Annotated in this window: 15 protein-coding genes; 8 read left to right on the top strand and 7 right to left on the bottom strand. The window is 56.9% G+C overall.

Annotated features, from left to right (window positions below; all coding sequences use genetic code 11):
• Positions 1 to 3: 3 nt before the first annotated feature.
• On the bottom strand, positions 4 to 2,157 hold the full coding sequence (locus AC0TOF_RS17365) for a thiamine pyrophosphate-dependent enzyme (RefSeq protein ID WP_473769156.1): 2,154 nt from the start codon (positions 2,155 to 2,157) through the stop codon (positions 4 to 6).
• A 266-nt stretch (positions 2,158 to 2,423) separates the two neighbouring features.
• Here AC0TOF_RS17365 and AC0TOF_RS17360 point away from each other — a divergent pair, with 266 nt between their 5' ends.
• Genes AC0TOF_RS17360 through pcaF form a run of 7 tightly spaced genes read left to right on the top strand, consistent with a single transcriptional unit; the run spans position 2,424 to position 11,223 of the window.
• Positions 2,424 to 4,748, top strand: a complete 2,325-nt coding sequence (locus AC0TOF_RS17360; protein ID WP_122002074.1) for a bifunctional salicylyl-CoA 5-hydroxylase/oxidoreductase — start codon at positions 2,424 to 2,426, stop codon at positions 4,746 to 4,748.
• Positions 4,749 to 4,775: 27 nt separating this feature from the next.
• Positions 4,776 to 5,576: an SDR family NAD(P)-dependent oxidoreductase gene (locus AC0TOF_RS17355; protein WP_473769155.1), complete on the top strand. Its 801-nt coding sequence runs from the start codon at positions 4,776 to 4,778 to the stop codon at positions 5,574 to 5,576.
• Complete coding sequence (locus AC0TOF_RS17350; protein WP_473769154.1) at positions 5,573 to 6,424, top strand: enoyl-CoA hydratase family protein; 852 nt, start codon at positions 5,573 to 5,575, stop codon at positions 6,422 to 6,424. The genes AC0TOF_RS17355 and AC0TOF_RS17350 overlap by 4 nt, the downstream gene beginning before the upstream one ends.
• A 2-nt stretch (positions 6,425 to 6,426) precedes the next feature.
• Complete coding sequence (locus AC0TOF_RS17345; RefSeq protein ID WP_473769470.1) at positions 6,427 to 7,602, top strand: acyl-CoA dehydrogenase family protein; 1,176 nt, start codon at positions 6,427 to 6,429, stop codon at positions 7,600 to 7,602.
• Positions 7,603 to 7,638: 36 nt separating this feature from the next.
• Positions 7,639 to 8,034 carry a RidA family protein gene (locus AC0TOF_RS17340; RefSeq protein ID WP_122002078.1) on the top strand — a complete coding sequence of 132 codons (396 nt, stop codon included), beginning with the start codon at positions 7,639 to 7,641 and terminating at the stop codon, positions 8,032 to 8,034.
• Between the two features lie 7 nt (positions 8,035 to 8,041).
• Entirely contained in the window at positions 8,042 to 10,021 is a 1,980-nt protein-coding gene (locus AC0TOF_RS17335; protein ID WP_473769153.1) for a 3-hydroxyacyl-CoA dehydrogenase NAD-binding domain-containing protein, read from the top strand.
• Positions 10,018 to 11,223: a 3-oxoadipyl-CoA thiolase gene (gene pcaF, locus AC0TOF_RS17330; protein ID WP_473769152.1), complete on the top strand. Its 1,206-nt coding sequence runs from the start codon at positions 10,018 to 10,020 to the stop codon at positions 11,221 to 11,223. Before AC0TOF_RS17335 ends, pcaF begins: the two co-directional genes overlap by 4 nt.
• Before the next feature lie 78 nt (positions 11,224 to 11,301).
• On the opposite strand, the gene AC0TOF_RS17325 is transcribed toward pcaF, so the two are convergent.
• The 6 genes from AC0TOF_RS17325 to AC0TOF_RS17300 all read right to left on the bottom strand — a co-directional run bounded on the left by AC0TOF_RS17325 (position 11,302) and on the right by AC0TOF_RS17300 (position 17,045).
• Positions 11,302 to 11,985 carry a GntR family transcriptional regulator gene (locus tag AC0TOF_RS17325; RefSeq protein ID WP_122002081.1) on the bottom strand — a complete coding sequence of 228 codons (684 nt, stop codon included), beginning with the start codon at positions 11,983 to 11,985 and terminating at the stop codon, positions 11,302 to 11,304.
• 128 nt (positions 11,986 to 12,113) lie between these two features.
• Positions 12,114 to 13,232, bottom strand: a complete 1,119-nt coding sequence (locus AC0TOF_RS17320; protein WP_473769151.1) for an aminotransferase class V-fold PLP-dependent enzyme — start codon at positions 13,230 to 13,232, stop codon at positions 12,114 to 12,116.
• Between the two features lie 54 nt (positions 13,233 to 13,286).
• Positions 13,287 to 13,961, bottom strand: coding sequence for an amino acid ABC transporter permease (locus AC0TOF_RS17315; protein ID WP_473769150.1), 675 nt, complete (start codon positions 13,959 to 13,961; stop codon positions 13,287 to 13,289).
• Positions 13,962 to 14,075: 114 nt separating this feature from the next.
• A complete protein-coding gene (locus tag AC0TOF_RS17310; RefSeq protein ID WP_473769149.1) occupies positions 14,076 to 14,873 on the bottom strand; it encodes an ABC transporter substrate-binding protein in 798 nt (265 codons plus the stop codon).
• 156 nt (positions 14,874 to 15,029) lie between these two features.
• Entirely contained in the window at positions 15,030 to 16,199 is a 1,170-nt protein-coding gene (locus tag AC0TOF_RS17305; protein ID WP_473769148.1) for a pyridoxal phosphate-dependent aminotransferase, read from the bottom strand.
• 354 nt (positions 16,200 to 16,553) lie between these two features.
• Entirely contained in the window at positions 16,554 to 17,045 is a 492-nt protein-coding gene (locus AC0TOF_RS17300; protein ID WP_473769147.1) for a MarR family winged helix-turn-helix transcriptional regulator, read from the bottom strand.
• Between the two features lie 473 nt (positions 17,046 to 17,518).
• Here AC0TOF_RS17300 and AC0TOF_RS17295 point away from each other — a divergent pair, with 473 nt between their 5' ends.
• Complete coding sequence (locus AC0TOF_RS17295; RefSeq protein ID WP_473769146.1) at positions 17,519 to 18,307, top strand: cyclase family protein; 789 nt, start codon at positions 17,519 to 17,521, stop codon at positions 18,305 to 18,307.
• The last annotated feature ends 743 nt before the right edge of the window (positions 18,308 to 19,050 follow it).

The following is a 19,050-nucleotide window of genomic DNA, read 5'->3' as shown; positions in this document are numbered from 1 at the left end:
TCCTCAATCCGCAAAGACGATGCGCGACGCGCGGCGGCGCTTTTGCAGCCAACCAATGACGCCGGAGCGCAGGCGATGCATGAACTTGTCCCACCCCGTCGGGTTGTGGATGACATCGGCGCGATAGAAGGACGGACACAGAACCGCCGCTTCCGAAACCTCGCCGCAATTGCCGCAACCGACGCAGGAATTGTCGATAGCCGCGACCGGATCGTCCTTCAGCGGATCGTCGGTGTGCTTCACCGAAAGCGACGGGCAACCCGACAGGCGAATGCAGGCGTGATCGCCGGTGCACACATCCTCATCGACGCCGAAACGCTGCTTGACCATCCGCTTGCCGTCCTTGACGGCCTTGGCGAATTGCGGCTTCACGCGGCGCTGCTTGTTGAGCATGCATTCCGACGACGCCACAATGATCTTTGGGCCTTTTTCTTCCGTCGTCAGCGCTTCCTTCAAAGTGTCGCGCATCTTTGCAACATCATAGGTGTGGTCGATCTGGCGAACCCAGCCCGCACCAATTCCCTTGACCGCATCGACGATGGAATTGTTGGTCTTGCGGCGCGGATTGATCGCTCTGGAAGACATGATGTCCTGACCACCCGTCGCCGACGAATAGTAATTGTCGACCACGAGGATGACGCCATCCTGCTTGTTGAAGACCGCGTTGCCGACCGAAGTGGCAAGGCCGTTGTGCCAGAAACCGCCATCGCCCATCACCGAAATGGAGCGCTTGCCCGCAGGCACGTTGAAAGCGGAAGCCGAGGCCGGACCGAGGCCATAGCCCATCGTGGTGCCGCCGATATTGAACGGCGGCAGAATGGAAAAGAGGTGGCAGCCGATATCGGCAGACACGTGATGCTCGCCGAGCTCCTTTTCCACCAGTTTCATGGCGGCGAAGATCGGTCGCTCTGGACAGCCGGTGCAGAAACCGGCGGGACGCGGCGGCACCACTTCGGCCAGCGCCTTGACGCGCGCATCGGCCAGAACCGCCGACGGATCGGGCAGCGGCGGACGGTTGCCGAGCAATTGCGGCGCGTGTGCATCGAAGAATGCCGTCAGGCCCTTCAAAAGCACGGGCGTTGTGTATTCGCCGCCCAACGGCAGCACATCCTTGCCGGACAGTTTTGTCTGGATATCGCGGCGGCGCAGCAGCGTATGCAACGCCTGCTCGATATATTCAGGTGCGCCCTCCTCCAGCACCACCACGGCTTTTTTGCCGGCAACGAAGTCGATGACTTCATCGTCTATCATCGGATAGGCGACATTCATCACATAAAGCGGAACGCGGCTTTCGCCGTAAACATCGGCCAGCCCCATTTGCTGCAGGGCACGCATGGCGCTGTTGTAAAGCCCGCCTTGCAGGATAATGCCGACATCGCCCTCTTTCGGGCCGAAATATTCATTGAGACGATTGGCTTTGACGAACTCGACAGCTGCAGGCCAGCGCTTTTCGAGCTTTTCCTTCTCGTGCAGGAAAGATGCAGGCGGCAGGACGATGCGATTGACGTCGCGCCTCGGATTTTCCAGCGCTTCGGCCAGCGTGTGGGCGGGTCTCTTATTATCTTTCGCCACAAACTGACCATGCACATGGCAGCTGCGAATACCCACCTGCAACATGACCGGCGTGTTGGAGGCTTCCGACAGTTCAAAGCCTTTTTCAACGGCTTCCACGATCGAAGGCAGGTTGGGCCGCGGGGTCAAGAGCCACATTTGCGATTTCATCGCATAGGCGTGGCTTCGCTCCTGCATGATGGAAGAGCCTTCGCCGTAATCTTCACCGATAATGACCAGCGCGCCACCGGTCACACCTCCAGAGGCAAGGTTGGACAGGGCGTCGGACGCCACATTAGTGCCAGCCGTCGATTTCCAGGTGACCGCCCCGCGCACCGGATACATCACCGAGGCGGAAAGCATGGCCGCTGCTGCAGCTTCCGATGCGGACGATTCGAAATGGACGCCCAGATCCTCCATCACGTCCTTCGCATCGGCGAGAACGTCCATGAGATGCGAAATCGGCGAGCCCTGATAGCCGCCGACATAGGACACGCCTGACTGCAACAGTGCCTTGGTAATGGCGAGAATGCCTTCACCGCTGAAAATATCGCCTTCGCCGAGCTTCAGATCCTCGACCTCGCGGGCGAATGACCGCTCCGCCATGACAGTTCCCCTTTTCCGTTTGCCGGAATATCAATTCATTTGCATCAGCATATTTTCCAATTCCAAAACATGTCAATAGTGGTTTTCAGACTAACGATAATTATTGCATTTGCATATTTTTCCGCGTCACCAAACTCCTCGCCCTCGAAGCCATTTGAAAAATGGTAGCGTTTTTTTCGCTTGACGCATCGAAGTTGCCAATTATATTTTAAACTTAAAATAATTAACCGGCGCCGTTTGGCAGCATATCGGGAAGGGAACTCAACATGCGTATCGTGTGTATTGGAGGAGGTCCGGCCGGCCTTTATTTCGGCCTTCTGATGAAGAAGCTTCATCCAGAGCATGACATCACGGTCGTGGAGCGAAACCGCCCCTATGACACATTCGGCTGGGGCGTGGTGTTTTCCGACGCGACGATGGAATCGATGAAGGTCTGGGACCCGGAAAGTGCGGCTGAAATTCAGGACGCCTTCAATCACTGGGACGATATCGAGGTGCTATTCAAAGGCACGCGCCAGCGCACCAGCGGCCATGGCTTCGTCGGCATCGGACGCAAACGCCTGCTCAACATTCTTCAAGCGCGCTGCGAAGCGCTGGGCGTGAAGCTTCAGTTTGAAACTGAGGTGGAAAGCGATCTCGATTTCCCCGACGCCGATCTTATCATTGCGTCGGATGGACTGAATTCCCGCATCCGCAATCGCTATGAGGAAGTTTTTGAACCCGATCTGATCGTTCGCCCCAATCGCTATATCTGGCTCGGCACGGAAAAGCTGTTCGACGCCTTTACCTTCGATTTCCGCAAAACCGATCACGGCTGGTTCCAGGCGCATATCTACAAGTTCGACGATAAGACCTCGACCTTCATCATCGAAACCACAGAGGAAGCCTATCTGGCGCATGGTCTGGACAAGATGGACCAGACCGCCTCCATCGATTTCTGCGAAAAGCTTTTTGCGGAAACGCTGGAAGGCGCGCCGCTGATGACCAATGCGCGCCATTTGCGCGGCTCTGCCTGGCTGAACTTCAACCGTCTGATTTGCGGGAAATGGAGCCACTTCAACGGCAACTCCCATGTCGTCTTGATGGGTGACGCAGCCCATACCGCGCATTTCGCCATCGGCTCGGGCACCAAACTCGCCATCGACGACGCCATCGAACTGGCCAACCAGTTCCAGAAGCTCGGTCACGGCAAGGAGGGCATTCCTGAAGTCCTGCATGCCTATGAGGAAATCCGCCGGGTCGATGTCGCTCGTATCCAGAACGCTGCGCGCAACGCCATGGAATGGTTCGAGGTCGTAGGCCAACGCTATGCGGACACGCTGGAGCCGGAACAGTTCATGTATTCCATGCTCACGCGTTCGCAGCGCATCAGCCACGAAAACCTGCGCCTGCGCGACAAGAACTGGCTCGAAGGTTATGAGCGCTGGTTCGCTCGCAAGCAGGGGCTGAACGTGACAGAAGATGAACGTTGCCTGCCGCCGATGTTCACGCCCTATACGCTGCGCGGCGTGACACTACCGAACCGCATCGTCGTGTCGCCAATGGCCATGTATTCCGCAACTGATGGCCTGATCGACGATTTCCATATGGTACATCTCGGCAGCCGCGCCATGGGCGGCGCAGGACTGGTCTTTGCCGAAATGACCTGCGTGTCCCCCGATGCGCGGATTACCCCCGGCTGTCTTGGCATCTGGAACGATACGCAGGCCGAAGGCTGGAATCGCGTTGTGGATTTTATTCACAGCAACAGCAATGCCAAGGTTGGCATGCAGATCGGCCATGCCGGACGTAAAGGCGCAACCAAGCTTGCGTGGGAAGGGATCGACCAGCCTCTCGAAGAGGGGTCATGGCCGCTTCTGTCTGCTTCCGCCCTACCCTATCTCAAGCACAGCCAGACGCCGAAGGCGATGGACCGCGCCGACATGGACCGGGTCAAAGCCGACTTTGTCGCCGCCACCAAACGCGCCGCAGAAGCGGGCGTCGATTGGCTGGAGCTGCATTGTGCACACGGCTATCTTCTGTCGAGCTTCCTCTCGCCGCTCACCAACCGGCGCGAGGATGAATATGGCGGAAGTTATGAAAACCGCGCGCGCTATCCGCTGGAAGTCTTCCACGCAATCCGCGAAGTCTGGCCGCAGGACAAACCGATCTCGGTTCGTCTTTCCTGTCACGACTGGTTTGAAGGCGGGAACACGCCGGAAGATGCGGCGATCTTTGCCGAGATGTTCAAGGCTGCTGGCGCCGATCTGATCGACTGTTCGTCGGGTCAGGTCTGGAAGGAAGAAAAGCCGGTTTATGGCCGGCTGTTCCAGACCCCGTTCTCCGACAAGATTCGCAACGAAATCCACATTCCGACCATTGCCGTCGGCGCGATTTCGGAAGCCGATCATGCCAATTCGATCATCGCGGCTGGGCGCGCCGATCTCTGCGCCGTGGCCCGACCGCATCTTGCCGATCCGTCTTGGACGCTGCATGAGGCCGCGAAAATCGGCATCAACTCCATCGCATGGCCGAAGCAATATCGCTCCGCCAAATATCAATATGAAGCCAATCTCGCCCGCGCCGCAGCTACGCCGCAAGGCGCGAAATAGAGCCGGCGAGAGAACGGGGAGATTGCGATGAACGATGCCGCTGTTGGGCTTGCCCTTTCCGGCAAGCATGCGTTGGTCACCGGCGCCGGTAGTGGCATCGGCGCCGCTATCACGGTCGGTCTTGCGCGCGCCGGGGCCAATGTAACGCTTGCAGGCCGCCGTCGCGAACCGCTGGAAGCAACCGCCGCCCTTTTGGGCTGTCAGCGGTGCTTCATTGCCGATGGTTTCGATGTGACCAACCGCGAAGCCATTGCAACCGGGCTGGACAGCGCGCGCGCCGCATTCGGGCCGGTCAGCATTCTTGTCAACAATGCCGGAGAAGCACCGAGCGCACCTTTCGAGAAAACCAGCCTAGATATGTGGAGCCGCGTTCTCGATGTCGATCTGACCGGCGTTTTCAATGTGACGCAGGCGACCCTTGATGACATCAAGGCGGGCGGCAAAGGCGGGCGCATCATCAATATCGCCTCCACGGCGGGCCTCAGCGGCTATGCTTATGTCTCGGCCTATTGCGCTGCAAAACACGGCGTCGTGGGCCTGACCCGCGCGCTGGCGCTGGAACTCGCCCGCAAGGGCGTGACCGTCAATGCCGTCTGCCCCGGTTTCACCGATACGCCGATCATTTCCCGCTCGATTGCGGCCATTGTCGCCAAGACCGGACGGTCGGAGGAAGATGTTCTGGCAGAATTCGTCAAAGCGAACCCACAGGGACGCCTGATACAGCCCGAGGAAGTAGCTGAAACCGTGCTGTGGCTCACATCGCCCGGCGCGCAATCGATAACTGGACAGGCGATTGCAATCGCCGGTGGGGAGGTAATGGCAGGATGAACGACGGCACTGTTTCGATGGCCAGCAATCTGAAGCCTTTCAAGGACTATCAGGCCACGCATTTTCTATGGCAGACAAGCGGAGACGGTCGCGTTGCCACGCTGACCTTGAACCGCCCGGACCGGAAAAACCCGCTGACGTTTGAAAGCTATGCCGAGCTTCGCGATCTGTTTCGCGATCTCGCCTATGCCTCCGACGTACGGACCATCGTGCTGACCGGCGCTGGCGGAAACTTCTCTTCGGGCGGCGATGTGTTCGAAATCATCGAACCGCTGACCCATATGACAATGCCCGATCTTCTCGCTTTCACGCGCATGACCGGCGATGTCGTCAAGGCCATGCGCAAATGTCCGCAACAGATCATCGCCGCTGTTGATGGCATTTGCGCAGGCGCTGGCGCCATTCTGGCCATGGCATCGGATTTGCGCATCGCCACGCCGGAAGCAAAGACAGCCTTCCTCTTCACCCGCGTCGGCCTTGCTGGCGCTGATATGGGCGCATGCGGCATTCTCCCGCGACTGATCGGTCAGGGCCGCGCATCGGAACTGCTTTATACCGGACGCTTCATGAGCGCTGACGAAGGCGAACGCTGGGGCTTCTTCAACGCGCTTCACCCCCAGGGCGACCTGCTTGGCAAGGCCGAGGCACTGGCGCGCAATATCGCCGATGGTCCATGGTTCGCGCATGGCATGACCAAAACCATGCTCAATCAGGAATGGGCAATGGGCATTGAAGAACTGGTGGAATCGGAAGCGCAAGCGCAGGCGATCTGCATGGCGACGCAGGATTTCCGCCGCGCCTTCGAGGCTTTCGCTGCCAAGCAGAAGCCCGTTTTCGAGGGGAACTGATGATGGAAAGTTCCGCAGCACTGCCGCTGACGCGGGGGCACCTCGACTGGCCGTTTTTTGACAAAGCCCATGCCGATTGGGCCGCAAAACTGGATGCCTTTGCTCAAAGCCCGGTACTGGCCGATGTCGATCACAGCGACACGGACAATGCCTGCCGCGCTTTGGTGAAAGCACTGGGCAAAGCCGGGCTGCTGGAAGCAGCCGTCAGCCTGACCGGCGGCGAAGGGATCGATTCCCGCAAGCTTTGCATTGCTCGCGAGACACTGGCCTATCACGATGGTCTGGCGGATTTCGCCTTTGCCATGCAGGGCCTTGGCACCGGCGCGATCAGCCTCACCGCATCGGACGAGCTCAAGCAGGCCGTGCTGCCGAAAGTGGCAAGCGGCGAATGGATCTCAGCCTTTGCCCTGTCGGAAAAACTTGCGGGATCTGACGTGGCAGCGATGAGTTGCGCTGCCAGAGCCGATGGCGACCACTATGTGCTCGATGGCGAAAAGACCTGGATTTCCAATGGCGGCATCGCTGATGTTTACACCGTCTTTGCCCGCACAGGCGAAGCGCCCGGAACACGGGGCATTTCGGCCTTTGTCGTTTTCGCCACTGATCCCGGCTTTTCCATCGCGGAGCGCATCGACGTGATCGCGCCGCATCCGCTGGCGACGATCCGCTTCGACAATTGCCGCATCCCGGCCTCTCGCCGCCTCGGCGCGCCGGGCGAGGGCTTTAAGATCGCCATGCGCACGCTTGATATTTTCCGTGCATCGGTTGCGGCGGCAGCACTTGGCTTTGCGCGCCGTGCAGCCAGCGAGGCGCTGTCGCATGCGCGGTCGCGTCCGATGTTCGGCGGCGCATTGGCCGACCTACAGCTGACCCAAGCCACGCTTGGCGACATGGCGACCGATATCGACGCCGCAGCGCTTCTGACCTATCGCGCCGCATGGCGCCGCGACGTTCAGAAGCTGAACACAACCAAGGAGGCCGCAATGGCCAAGATGGTTGCGACGGAAAACGCCCAGCAAACCATCGACAAGGCGGTGCAGATGTTTGGCGGTCGCGGCGTGAAAAGCGGCGAAATCGTCGAGCGGCTTTATCGCGAGATACGCGCACTTCGCATCTATGAGGGCGCAACGGAAGTGCAGAAACTCATTATCGCGCGCGAACTGCTGAAGGCGAATTAAAGCCCGCCTCCCGCGCGCATTTTCTGGAGACACAACATGCTTAAGACACTTCAGCCGCAAGGCTGGGCCCGCCCCATCGGATATGCCAATGGCGTTGAGGCGCGTGGACGCACCGTCTATATCGGCGGCCAGATCGGCTGGAACGAACAGCAACAGTTCGAGACCGACGATTTCGTCGAGCAGACCGAGCAGACACTGAAAAACATCGTCGCCATTCTGGCGGAAGCTGGCGGCAGGCCGGAGCATATCGCCTCCATGACCTGGTATTTCACCGACAAGGCTGAATATACCGCCAATCTGAAAGGCATCGGTCGCGCTTATCGCGACGTGATCGGCAAGCACTTCCCCGCCATGGCGGCGGTGCAGGTGGTCGCGTTGGTCGAAGATCGGGCCAAGATCGAAATACAGGCTTTCGCCGTTATACCGGACTGAGACCGCCATGGCCGATAGACGCGAATTCTCCTCCGTTGTGACCGGCACTGTTGTCGATGGCATTCTTGTCGTCACGATCGACAGCCCGCCGGTCAATGCCACCTCCGCCGAGGTGCGCAAAGGTTTTGCCGCAGCCATTCGCCATGCTTCCGCAGAAGCGGCGATCCGCGCCACCGTGCTGAGCGGCGCAGGCAAGATCTTCATCGGCGGGGCGGATATTCGCGAATTCGGCAAGCCGCCGGTCGAACCGACATTGCCGGATGTCATCGCGATCATCGAAAGCGCCGGCAAACCCGTAGTGGCAGCGATTAACGGCCCTGTTTTGGGCGGCGGACTGGAGGTTGCACTTGCCGCTCACGCGCGGATCGCATCGACCAGCGCCACTTTTACCTTGCCCGAAGTTAAGCTTGGGATCGTGCCCGGCGCTGGCGGCACACAGCGCCTGCCCCGATTGATCGGGCCGCTTGCGGCCCTGGACATGATCGCCACCGGACGCCAGATCGCCCCGGACGAAGCGCAGCAATTGGGCCTCATTGATCAGATATCGGGCGGCGAGCTTGTGGCCGACGCCATCGCGCTTGCCAATGCGCTGGTCGGCAAGCCCTTGCGCCGGACCGGCGATCTGCCAGTTACCGCACCCGATGCTGCCGCCTTTGAGCAGGCCAAGGCGAAAATACTGAAGAAAGCCCGCGGCGCGACCGCCCCCGGCGAAGCCGCGCGGCTGGTGCAGCTCTCCACAACGACCGCGATTGTCGACGGTCTGGCCGAAGAACGCGCAACGTTCCTCCGCCTGCGCGACAGCGAAGAGGCAGCAGCTTTGCGGCATCTGTTTTTTGCCGAACGCGCCGCTGGAAAAGTGGAAGGCATGGAGGCGAAACCTCTGGCGCTTTCCACCATCGGCATCGCCGGAACCGGCTTGATGGGATCAGGTATTACCGTTGCCTGCCTTGCGGCTGGCTACCAGGTCATCGGCTATGAAACGACGGCGGAAGCCGCTGCCAAGGGCCACGCGCGGATTAACGATATGATCCAGAAGGCCGTCGATACCGGCAGGCTTTCCGCTGAGGCCGCTGACACGCAGCGTGCAAAGCTCTCCGTCAGCGCCGACATGGCCGCGCTTGCCGATGCCGATCTCGTCATCGAGGCTGTATTCGATGATTTCACCGTCAAGGCCTCGCTGTTCCGCGAGCTTGACGCCTTGCTGCCTGCGGCAACCATTCTGGCGACCAATACGAGCTATCTCAACCCGGACGAACTGGCCGCTGTCACAAACCGCGCCGACCGGGTGCTGGGCCTGCATTTCTTCTCGCCAGCCAATATCATGCGGCTCCTGGAAGTGGTGCGCTGTGCGGAAACATCCGACGAGACGCTTGCAACCGGCATCGCTTTTGCCCGCAAGATCAAGAAGCTGCCCATCGTCACCGGTGTTTGCGAAGGATTCATCGGCAACCGGATGTTTTCGGCCTATCGCACGGAAGCCGAGAAGATGCTGGCCGAAGGCGCTTATCCCGAAGATATCGATCGCGCCATGGAAGCCTATGGATTTCCGATGGGGCTTTTCGCGGTTTACGACATGGCTGGCCTGGAAATTGCCTGGGCGCGGCGCAAGAGAGCGGCGGCAAGCCGCGATCCCAACCTTCCCTATTTCGATGTTGCCGACAAGTTATGCGAAGCTGGGCGTTTTGGTCGCAAAGCCGGTCTCGGCTGGTATCGTTATGTGGACGGTGTTCGCACAAACGATCCGGACGTCCACGCGCTGATCGACGATTACCGCGCACGCAATGCCATTGTCGCACGCGGCTTCAGCGATGAAGCGATCATGCAGCGCCTGCTCGCCGCCATGGCGCATGAAGGGCAAGCCCTGCTTGAAGAAGGCATTGCGCGCCATTCCGACGACATCGATCTCGTTTTGGTCAACGGCTACGGCTTCCCCTCGATCAAGGGCGGCCCCATGTTCGCGACACGCCAGACTGGAGAAACCCGATGACAGAAGCTTTCATCTGCGATTACATCCGCACACCAATAGGGCGTTTTGGCGGAGCGTTGTCCAGCGTCCGCGCGGATGATCTTGCCGCTACACCGCTCAGAGCACTCGTTGAGCGTAATCCGGCACTCGATTGCGAGGCGATTGAGGACGTGATTTTCGGATGTGCCAATCAAGCGGGGGAAGATAACCGGAATGTTGCGCGCATGGCAGCATTGCTTGCGGGCTTTCCCGTTGCTGTTACAGGGACGACAATCAACAGACTGTGCGGTTCCGGAATGGATGCAGTGCTCGCCGCCGCACGAGCCATCCGTGCAGGCGAAGCAGAACTTATGATTGCTGGTGGGGTGGAGAGCATGAGCCGCGCACCCTTCGTTTTACCCAAGGCAGACAGCCCCTTCTCGCGTCGCGCGGAAATCCACGATACGACAATTGGCTGGCGCTTCGTCAATCCGGTAATGAAAGCTCAATACGGCATCGACTCCATGCCGGAGACCGGGGATCACGTGGCTGTCGATTACGCGGTCACACGCGCCGATCAGGATGAATTCGCCTTGCGAAGCCAGAAGAAGGCTGCAGCAGCACAAGGCAACGGTCGACTGACACAAGAAATTACACCTGTTTCCATTCCTCAGCGCAAGGGCGATCCCGTGATTGTCGGCGCTGACGAACATCCGCGTGAAACTACCCTTGATGCATTGGCCAAACTGAAACCAATCAACCGGCTGGAAGGGGCCACGGTTACGGCTGGCAATGCGTCCGGCGTCAACGATGGTGCAGCCGCGCTCATCATTGCTTCGGAAGCTGCTGCCCGCAAATTCGGCCTTTCACCTGTCGCTCGCGTTCTGGGCGGCGCGACGGCCGGCGTTCCTCCACGCATCATGGGTATTGGTCCAGCGCCGGCCAGTCAGAAATTGATGACACGGCTGGGAATGAGACAGGAGCAATTCGATATAATCGAGTTGAATGAAGCCTTTGCCAGCCAGGGTTTGGCCACGTTGCGCCTTCTTGGAATTGCCGACGACGATACCCGCGTCAATCCGAATGGTGGTGCCATCGCTCTCGGACATCCGCTCGGCATGTCTGGAGCGCGCATCACTGGCACCGCAGCGCTGGAACTGAAACTTGGTGGCGGTCGCCTTGCCCTTGCCACGATGTGCATCGGAGTAGGACAAGGTATCGCCATCGCACTCGAAAGGGTTTAGCGCTTATGACAACGATCTGGCGTTTGGCACATCCACGGCTTCGCCCACGCCATTTTGCAAGATTGAGCACATCTGCGCCTAGCAGAGTTTCTGCAAGAGCTTTTGCGTAGCTTCTATATCCTTGATCATCAGGCTGCCCGCCCTCTTTGCGTCGCCAGCGCGGACGGCGTCCAGCATTTCGTAATGATAGGCTGAATAAGGATGGACAATGCCATCATCAACCTGTTGACGAACATGATTGGAAAGAAGACGCATATAGGGTCCAAGTCGCAGCCACAGCGTTTCAATCATCTGAGGTAACGTTTCCGATCCCGACAGTTCATAGATCGTGAAATGAAATTCGTGATTCTTGCGCAGCATGTCATAGATCTTGCCTTCATGGCCGAGAGCCTCATGCTCTCGCGCCAGCGTCAGGCAGCGGTCAATGTCTGCAGCTCCCATCCGTGGTGTTGCAAGTTCAGTGGCAAGCCCTTCAAGAGCGACGCGAACTCGAGAAATGTCGTCCAGCCTTTCACGCGAAATATCGGGAACGCGTGCCGATCCGTTGCGGGCAATTTCCAGTCCGTTTTCCGCCGCCAGCCGTCGCAGCGCCTCGCGTACCGGCATATGGCTTGTACCGAACTCCGCGGCAAGCGAAGCTATCGTCACTGCCTGCGATGGCTCGAATGATCCCCACATCAAAGCCTGGCGAAGCTGTTCGTAGACGCCGTCCTGTACAGTTACGCGTGAGGATACTTTCAACAGACGGGTTTCACCGATCATTTGCTTCAAATCCCTTGTCTCCGTGTTCTTTAGCTATAGCATTTTAACGGCCGATAGGATCACCGGGTGCCGCATAAATACGGTGAAAACAACGGGTTCGAGTAGAAATCGGCATTTAACTGCAATGCTTAACCAATCGCCAGCCTATCCAGCGCGTCGCACAATGCTTCTGTTTCCGCACGGGAGGTCACCGACCCTGGTGAAAACCGCAGAATGCGACTGCGACAATCACAATAGAAATTTTCTTCCTTCAATGCGGCCGCGATCGCCGCCGCCTTTTCAACAGAAGTCGCCTGCACCATTACACTGCCGCCCCGCTCTTCAGGCTTTTCTGGAGAGGCCAGTGCCAGTGCAGGGTTGGCAGCTATCCGTTCCGCAATTATGCAGGTCAACAGTTCATTGTGCCGGGCCAGTATATCGACCCCCATCGCGGAAACAAAATCAAGACCGGGTTGTGAGGCGATAGCCGCCAGAACGGCAGGCGTGCCATGGTCAAAGCGCCGCGCATCCTCGGCATAGGCAAACGTATCGAGATTCCAGGAAAACGGATTGGGTTGACTAAACCAGCCGCGCAGTTCCGGCTTGCATGTGGCCAATAATTCCGGGCGGACGTAGATCGCCCCTGCTCCCGAGCTTCCGCACAACCATTTGAGAGACGACCCTACCACCACGTCTATCTCACCGACGGAAAAGGGACGAATACCAACACCCTGAGTGATGTCCGCCACGATGATCGTGCCGTGTTGCTTGCCGTATTTGCAGATCAGGTCCATGTCTGCACGCTTCGACGTCGTGGATGACACCCATGTTGCCAACGCAACCGCAACGTCGCTGCCCCAGGCGTCGATGAAGTCTTCATCACGTACAAAACTCTCACCCGGTCTCATGGGCACCGTTTCAAGCGTGAATCCGAACCGAGCCTGCAACCCGGCCAGTAGAAAATGCAGACTGGGGAAACAATCGGCAGCCGTTAAAATGCGGCGGCCGCGCAATAATTCATCCGGCAAAGCACCGATCAGGCTGTAAAGGGCCAGCGTCACATTTTCCGCAGTGGTCATGGATCCAGCGGGAGCGCCAATCAGGCTTTCCCAACTTCGGATGAAATGGCTCCGCTCCTCCAGCATTGCCGGCCACTGAGCGTCATTTTCCGCCGACCATATATCCGAGTAACGATTGAGTGCCGTTCTCACTTTTTCCGCTTTACCCGGAAAGGTGCCGATCGAGTGATAGAGAAAATAGCCGCTCATGTTCTGTCTGCCATATTGCTATTGCCGATGCCACTGGTGAAACCGGAAGGCGATCTATCGGACTTTCTCTTTTTTGAAGCGTGCCTCAAGGAGCGCCACAAGGCGCACCAGCGGCAGCAAAAGGATGAGATAAATCAGTGCCGCGCCAATCAATGGTGTCGGATTGGCATAAAGCGCCTGTGCGTCCTGCGCTTCCTTCAAAAGCTCGGGCAGAGCTACAGTAGACGCCAGTGCAGTGTCCTTGAACATGGAAACACAATTGCTGGTAGTCGGCGGAATGATGATACGGATTGCCTGTGGCAAAACCACTTTCCAAAGAGTAACCGGGAATGAAATTCCAAGAGCCGAAGCGGCTTCAAACTGACCGCGCGGCACACTTTCAATGCCGGATCGGAACACTTCCGCCGAATATGCGGCCATGACCATGGAAAAAGACAAGATGGCTGAAGTCCAGGCCGAAAAACGTATGCCGATGAATGGAAGCGCATAATAGATGAGGATCAGCACCACCAAAACCGGCATGGCGCGGAATACATCAATATAGGCGATGGCGAGATAACGAAGTATCTTCGGCCCGTATATGCGCACAATACTGATCAGCAAGCCTGATAGAACACCAAAGAAAATGCTGGCGATACCGATAAGAAACGTATTGAGCAGGCCGCGTCCAAGCGCTGGCAGACTCGAAGCGAGAACATCGGCATTCAGGAAGGTTTCGACGAATGTCATATTGGCGTCCTTCGCAGGCAATCCCGGGAGCGCACGACCGGTCAGTTGAAGCAGTAACGGTCGAAGATGGGCCAATCCTGCAAATGTGGCCCATCTGCCATCAACGTCAAAAGACTACGACTTCGGGATCGGTACGACGGTTACTGTCGAAGAACTGGCTGCTGGGTCTGTACCAAACCATTTTTTATGAATAGCCGCAGTGGTACCGTCCTGCTTCATCGCGGTAATTGCATCGTTGAGCTTGCCAAGCAACGGATGGTCCTTCGCCATCATCAGACCATATTGTTCGCCGGTCTGAATTCGGTCTTTCACGGCAAAACCCTTCATCTTGAGAAAGAGATGCTCCATGCCGGGTATGTCAGAGATGACGGCGTCGATACGGCCTGCACCGAGATCGAGAAACAGATCCTGTTGCGAGTTGTAGCCCTTGATATCGGCGAAACCTCTGGTCTCCTTGTTTTCCTTGACCCATTTTTCGCCGGTAGAGCCAGAAAGTGCGCCAACCGTCTTGCCTTTCAGATCACCTAGTCCTGTGACAGCACTATCGGCCTTGGTGGCAACCCCAATGTCTGAATCGTAATAAGGCTGGGTGAAGGACTGCGATTTCAGGCGCTCGGGCGTGATCGTGATAGACGAAACGGCCACGTCGATACGGCGAGAAGTGGTCGCGGCAAACAGTGCCTGAAACCCGTAATCAGCTATTTCCGGCTTCAGACCGACCCGCTTTGCTGCCTCCGTAGCTATATCAACTTCGAACCCTTGGAATGTCCCATCGGCGTTTTTCAATTCAAAAGGAGGATTACTGGGATATGCACCGATACTAAGCGTGTCGGCAGCCAGAGATGCGGTTGTTATGGCAAAGGCGCCCACAAGGCCTGCCATAGCCAGAAATGTACGGCGACAGATCATCATATTGTTGTTCCCTCTATGGGTCGTTTCTTTTCGGTAGAAGTCCAGGCTCTACTTGTGTCGACCTATTTGATTATTTGATCACACTGAATTTTAAGTTTCAACTAAAAACGCGTCGGCTTGAACAATCGTGCTGTAGCAAAGATGCTTTCCAACGGCTCAAATGGAACCAAAAAAACGCTGTAGGCGATCCATGGCTTCATTGACACGTGCAACCGATTGCGAACCGAAACAGACACGCAGATGTCCTTCGCCGCCCGCTCCGTAAAAACTCCCCGCTTCCACCACCACGCCTGTCTCGGTCATGATGCGTTCAGCCATATCCTGGGACTTAAGACCCAACGCAGCGATTTTGGGAAATGCGTAAATCGTGCCTTCTGGCCAGTCGCATGTGACACCTGACATCTGGTTTAACCGCGATACGACAATGTCGCGCTTCACTTTGTCTTCCGTCACCAGTTCGGCCAGTATCTCCTCCGGACCGGATACGGCCGCCAGTGCTCCCGCCTGAACAAATGTGTTCACGTGAGTGACGTCGTTGGTCGTGATCTTCAAAATGCCTTCGATCATATGCGGAGGCGCTGCGAGATAGCCGAGGCGCCAGCCATCCATGGCGAAACTTTTGGTAAAGGCGAACATTGAAATCGTTCGCTCCTTCATGCCGGGCAACGAAGCAATCGAAATATGACGTGCGCCATCGAACAGTATCTCTTCGTAAACCTCGTCTGAAACCACCACCAGATCGTGACGACGGGCAATATCCGCCAGGACTTCAAGTTCCTCACGACTATAGACCCGTCCCGTCGGGTTACACGGATTGATCAGCACAATTACCTTTGTGCGGGCTGTGATTTTCGGTTCGATCAGTTCCGCCTTGATTGAAAACCGATCGCTGGCATCCAGCGGTGCCAGAATGGGTTTGGCTCCAGCGAGTTCTATCTTGCCGATATGCTGAGGATAATAAGGTTCCAACAGGATTGCCTCATCTCCCGGATCAAGCAGCGCCATGAAAGCGGCAAAGGACCCGTGGGTCAGCCCATTGGTGACAACGATATCGGAGGCTGAAACATCCATACCATTCTTTTCCCGCAGACGGACCGCCAAGGCTTCCCGCAATTTAGGAATTCCCTGAAAATGCGAATAGTGAACATCGCCTGACATCAATGCGTCGACCGTCGCTTGTTTGATATGCCTTGGCGTATCCGAATGGGGGCTGCCAAGCTCCATGTGAATGAGGTCACCGGCATTCGCGCCAAGCGCTGCCGCCCGAGCATACATACCAAAGGATTTGCGGGAGCTTTCGGTAATACGTTTGGCTAGGCGGGCCATGAATGTATCTCTCCTGTTGTTGTCGGCATTGGCCCGCCCTGAGACGACGGCCAAAGCGACGTTGCCGGGAACATGATCGGCAGGCGGACCAATGCCAGCACCGCCGTTCCGCTGCTGGCACTTGTTTTGAGGGGTACGCAGAAACGCCGCTCCAACCGAAACGATCCCCGCACACCCAATCTAACGATCATTTGATCAAATAAGCAAGAAGAATATTTCCTGAAGCCTTTGCTGTCATGGAAACATGATTTATCTTCTATCTATTTGTTATTATTTGTTTTTTATTCAATAATCAACGCGACGGCAGAAGAAGATAGAGCAATGCGGTTCATATGGAACAGGCAGAAGAGAATACTATTCTTCATTATCATCGATAAGGTGACCACCAACCGATTCCTTGAGATGTTTCATATCTCTCAGCAGCGAAGCGATCGTTTCGCGGTCGAGCTCAGCCATAAGGTCCCGTAGCCAGCTCTCATGGACCCGTGCCATTTTGGCGAATACCGCTTGTCCGGCTTCGGTCAACTGCGCGACAGTAACACGTCTGTCGGCTCCGGGTGTCTCACGGCGCACCAGTCCATCGGATTCCAGCCGTTCAATCAGGCCGGTTATGTTGCCGTTCGTCACCATGGTCCGGCGCGACAGCTCCCCCAGCCTCAATCCGTCCGGCTCCCGGTAAAGCTGGGCAAGAATGTCGAATTGTGGCAATGTCACGCCAAACTCATTGCGCAGACGGCGGCGAATTTCCTGTGAAACCAGTCTCGTTGTTGCCAGCATACGAAGCCAGAGGCGCAATTCCTGCTTCTCGCCCTCATCAACTTCAGTGACTATAAATTCAAGATCCATTACCCGCCCGGTGATATTATTGCGCTGCAGTCACGAGAATTGCGCCAGCCAGCCGATATTTCAAGCCTAAATAAACCTGAGTGCCTCACCCCGCGCCTTTTATTGGTCCGCTGGTCGGGACGCAATCCTCCTGAAAAGCAATCGAACTGTGAGGATACAATATGCAAGCCTTGGACACGCACGCGAAGTTTCCACCGGCGACCGCTATTATACTTGAATGCATATAATGACACTCGCCTCCGCCAGAGATTTATTGTCAGTCGGACTGTCCCCCTCTTACAAAAAAGTCCAGATAATTGCCTTTCAGACGCCTACTCCTCCGTTCCAAGAGACGGTCCAAGAAGATTTTCACAAAGGGATACTTGCAAGAGCATATTCTCTGCCATAGGCTTCGAGCGAACGTCCGAAAGAGACCGGTTCATCAACGACCGCACAATAATGCCGGCGCCGGTTCAGGACGAAATGGGGATTTCATGAACGATATATCTGCTCTTTCCAGCCTTGCATCTGGGCTACTGTCTGGTGCCGTCAAGGTCGTTGATATCACGGCCCCACTTGGCCCGGATACGCCTGTCCTTTACCTTCCCCCCCAGTTCGGCAAGAACACGCCGAATGTTAAAGTTCACACTATAAGCAAATACGATCAAAACGGGCCGTTTTGGGCCTGGAACTGGATAGAGCTTGGCGAGCATACCGGCACCCACTTCGATGCTCCCTGTCACTGGATTACCGGCAAAGATCACGCCGACAACACCACCGATACGATCCCGCCGCAGAACTTCGTTGCTCCCGTAAACGTAATTGACCGTTCCGCACAGGCCGCCGCCGACGCCGATTATCTTCTGACGGTGGAGAGCATCAAGGAATGGGAAGCCGAGCACGGAGAAATTGAAGCCGGATCATGGGTTTTGATGCGCACCGACTGGTACAAGCGCAATGGTTCGACTGATACATTTCTGAATGCCGATGAAAACGGCCCGCATTCTCCAGGACCAACGGCCGAAGCAATCGAGTATCTGCTTTCCAAAGGCATTGTTGGCTGGGGTCAGGAAACGATCGGTACAGATGCGGGATCGGCGGGAAATATGACCCCACCGTTTCCAGCACACAATCTTATGCACAAGGCAAACCGATACGGTCTGGCAAGCCTGAGCAATCTTGACCAACTACCGGCCAAGGGCGCGATCCTGATCGCAGCCCCTTTGAAGTTCGTAAAAGGCACCGGCTCGCCAGTCCGTGCGCTCGCACTCGTCGCTGGATGAAAGTAGAGAACGATCACCGCGAAAGATAAAGCCACAGGAGTATGAAGCACGTCCGACTTTCCGAGCGTTTTGCACGGAAAGCACATGCTTTTGTCATCTTACTGACCCGACAAACGCGAGCACGCAGGGAGGAGACGAAATCGTCTTTTCCCATACCTTGGCCCCACCACGGACGGTACAGTGACGGCGCAACCCTGTTTGGCTCAATGTCATTCTCCCATGGGAGTTCTGACAATACCCCTGTAAGGACGGGCTGCCTCATCCATGGGCAGCGAAGGAGATTTCCTTCGCTGCGTCGATCAGTCTGGCTTCCAATGTCCGCTTGACGGCCTTGGGCATATCGATAGGCAGAACGAAACAGATCGTTGCCTCCACTGCGCTCCGCGCATTGACCAATGGGGAAGCCGGACATTGAGTGAAATTGTTGATAGCACCAACAGTATGAACTGATGGGGTGGATGCCCCTCCGGTTGGCATCGGAGTATGATGCCTGCCCCGCGCATGGTAGCGCTCACGGAGGAAAGGCAGATGACACAAGTGCAAATCCTTACGATCGACCTCGCGAAGCGGAGCTTCCAAGTCTGTGGAACGGATCGCGGCGGGGCGTGTGTGGATGCCCCCGGTTTGGCAAGAAGATTTTTTGACGGTAGTCCGCGAACGAGGAATTCTATCGGTCGTGTGTCAGGCCTCTTGATGTGGCCTGATAGCCACGGGCCGGGATGCAGTTCGAAGAACAAGGACCA

This window comes from Ochrobactrum sp. PL_is501, assembly GCF_055816895.1.
Note: the sequence above shows the minus strand (reverse complement) of the source record. Positions and strands in the feature narration are given on the sequence as shown.

Excerpts from the sequence above, each read along its gene's own strand:
- AC0TOF_RS17365 (WP_473769156.1), bottom strand. The coding sequence starts at position 2,157 with ATGGCGGAGCGGTCATTCGCCCGCGAGGTCGAGGATCTGAAGCTCGGC.
- AC0TOF_RS17360 (WP_122002074.1), top strand. The coding sequence starts at position 2,424 with ATGCGTATCGTGTGTATTGGAGGAGGTCCGGCCGGCCTTTATTTCGGC.
- AC0TOF_RS17355 (WP_473769155.1), top strand. The coding sequence starts at position 4,776 with ATGAACGATGCCGCTGTTGGGCTTGCCCTTTCCGGCAAGCATGCGTTG.
- AC0TOF_RS17350 (WP_473769154.1), top strand. The coding sequence starts at position 5,573 with ATGAACGACGGCACTGTTTCGATGGCCAGCAATCTGAAGCCTTTCAAG.
- AC0TOF_RS17345 (WP_473769470.1), top strand. The coding sequence starts at position 6,427 with ATGGAAAGTTCCGCAGCACTGCCGCTGACGCGGGGGCACCTCGACTGG.
- AC0TOF_RS17340 (WP_122002078.1), top strand. The coding sequence starts at position 7,639 with ATGCTTAAGACACTTCAGCCGCAAGGCTGGGCCCGCCCCATCGGATAT.
- AC0TOF_RS17335 (WP_473769153.1), top strand. The coding sequence starts at position 8,042 with ATGGCCGATAGACGCGAATTCTCCTCCGTTGTGACCGGCACTGTTGTC.
- pcaF (WP_473769152.1), top strand. The coding sequence starts at position 10,018 with ATGACAGAAGCTTTCATCTGCGATTACATCCGCACACCAATAGGGCGT.
- AC0TOF_RS17325 (WP_122002081.1), bottom strand. The coding sequence starts at position 11,985 with ATGATCGGTGAAACCCGTCTGTTGAAAGTATCCTCACGCGTAACTGTA.
- AC0TOF_RS17320 (WP_473769151.1), bottom strand. The coding sequence starts at position 13,232 with ATGAGCGGCTATTTTCTCTATCACTCGATCGGCACCTTTCCGGGTAAA.
- AC0TOF_RS17315 (WP_473769150.1), bottom strand. The coding sequence starts at position 13,961 with ATGACATTCGTCGAAACCTTCCTGAATGCCGATGTTCTCGCTTCGAGT.
- AC0TOF_RS17310 (WP_473769149.1), bottom strand. The coding sequence starts at position 14,873 with ATGATGATCTGTCGCCGTACATTTCTGGCTATGGCAGGCCTTGTGGGC.
- AC0TOF_RS17305 (WP_473769148.1), bottom strand. The coding sequence starts at position 16,199 with ATGGCCCGCCTAGCCAAACGTATTACCGAAAGCTCCCGCAAATCCTTT.
- AC0TOF_RS17300 (WP_473769147.1), bottom strand. The coding sequence starts at position 17,045 with ATGGATCTTGAATTTATAGTCACTGAAGTTGATGAGGGCGAGAAGCAG.
- AC0TOF_RS17295 (WP_473769146.1), top strand. The coding sequence starts at position 17,519 with ATGAACGATATATCTGCTCTTTCCAGCCTTGCATCTGGGCTACTGTCT.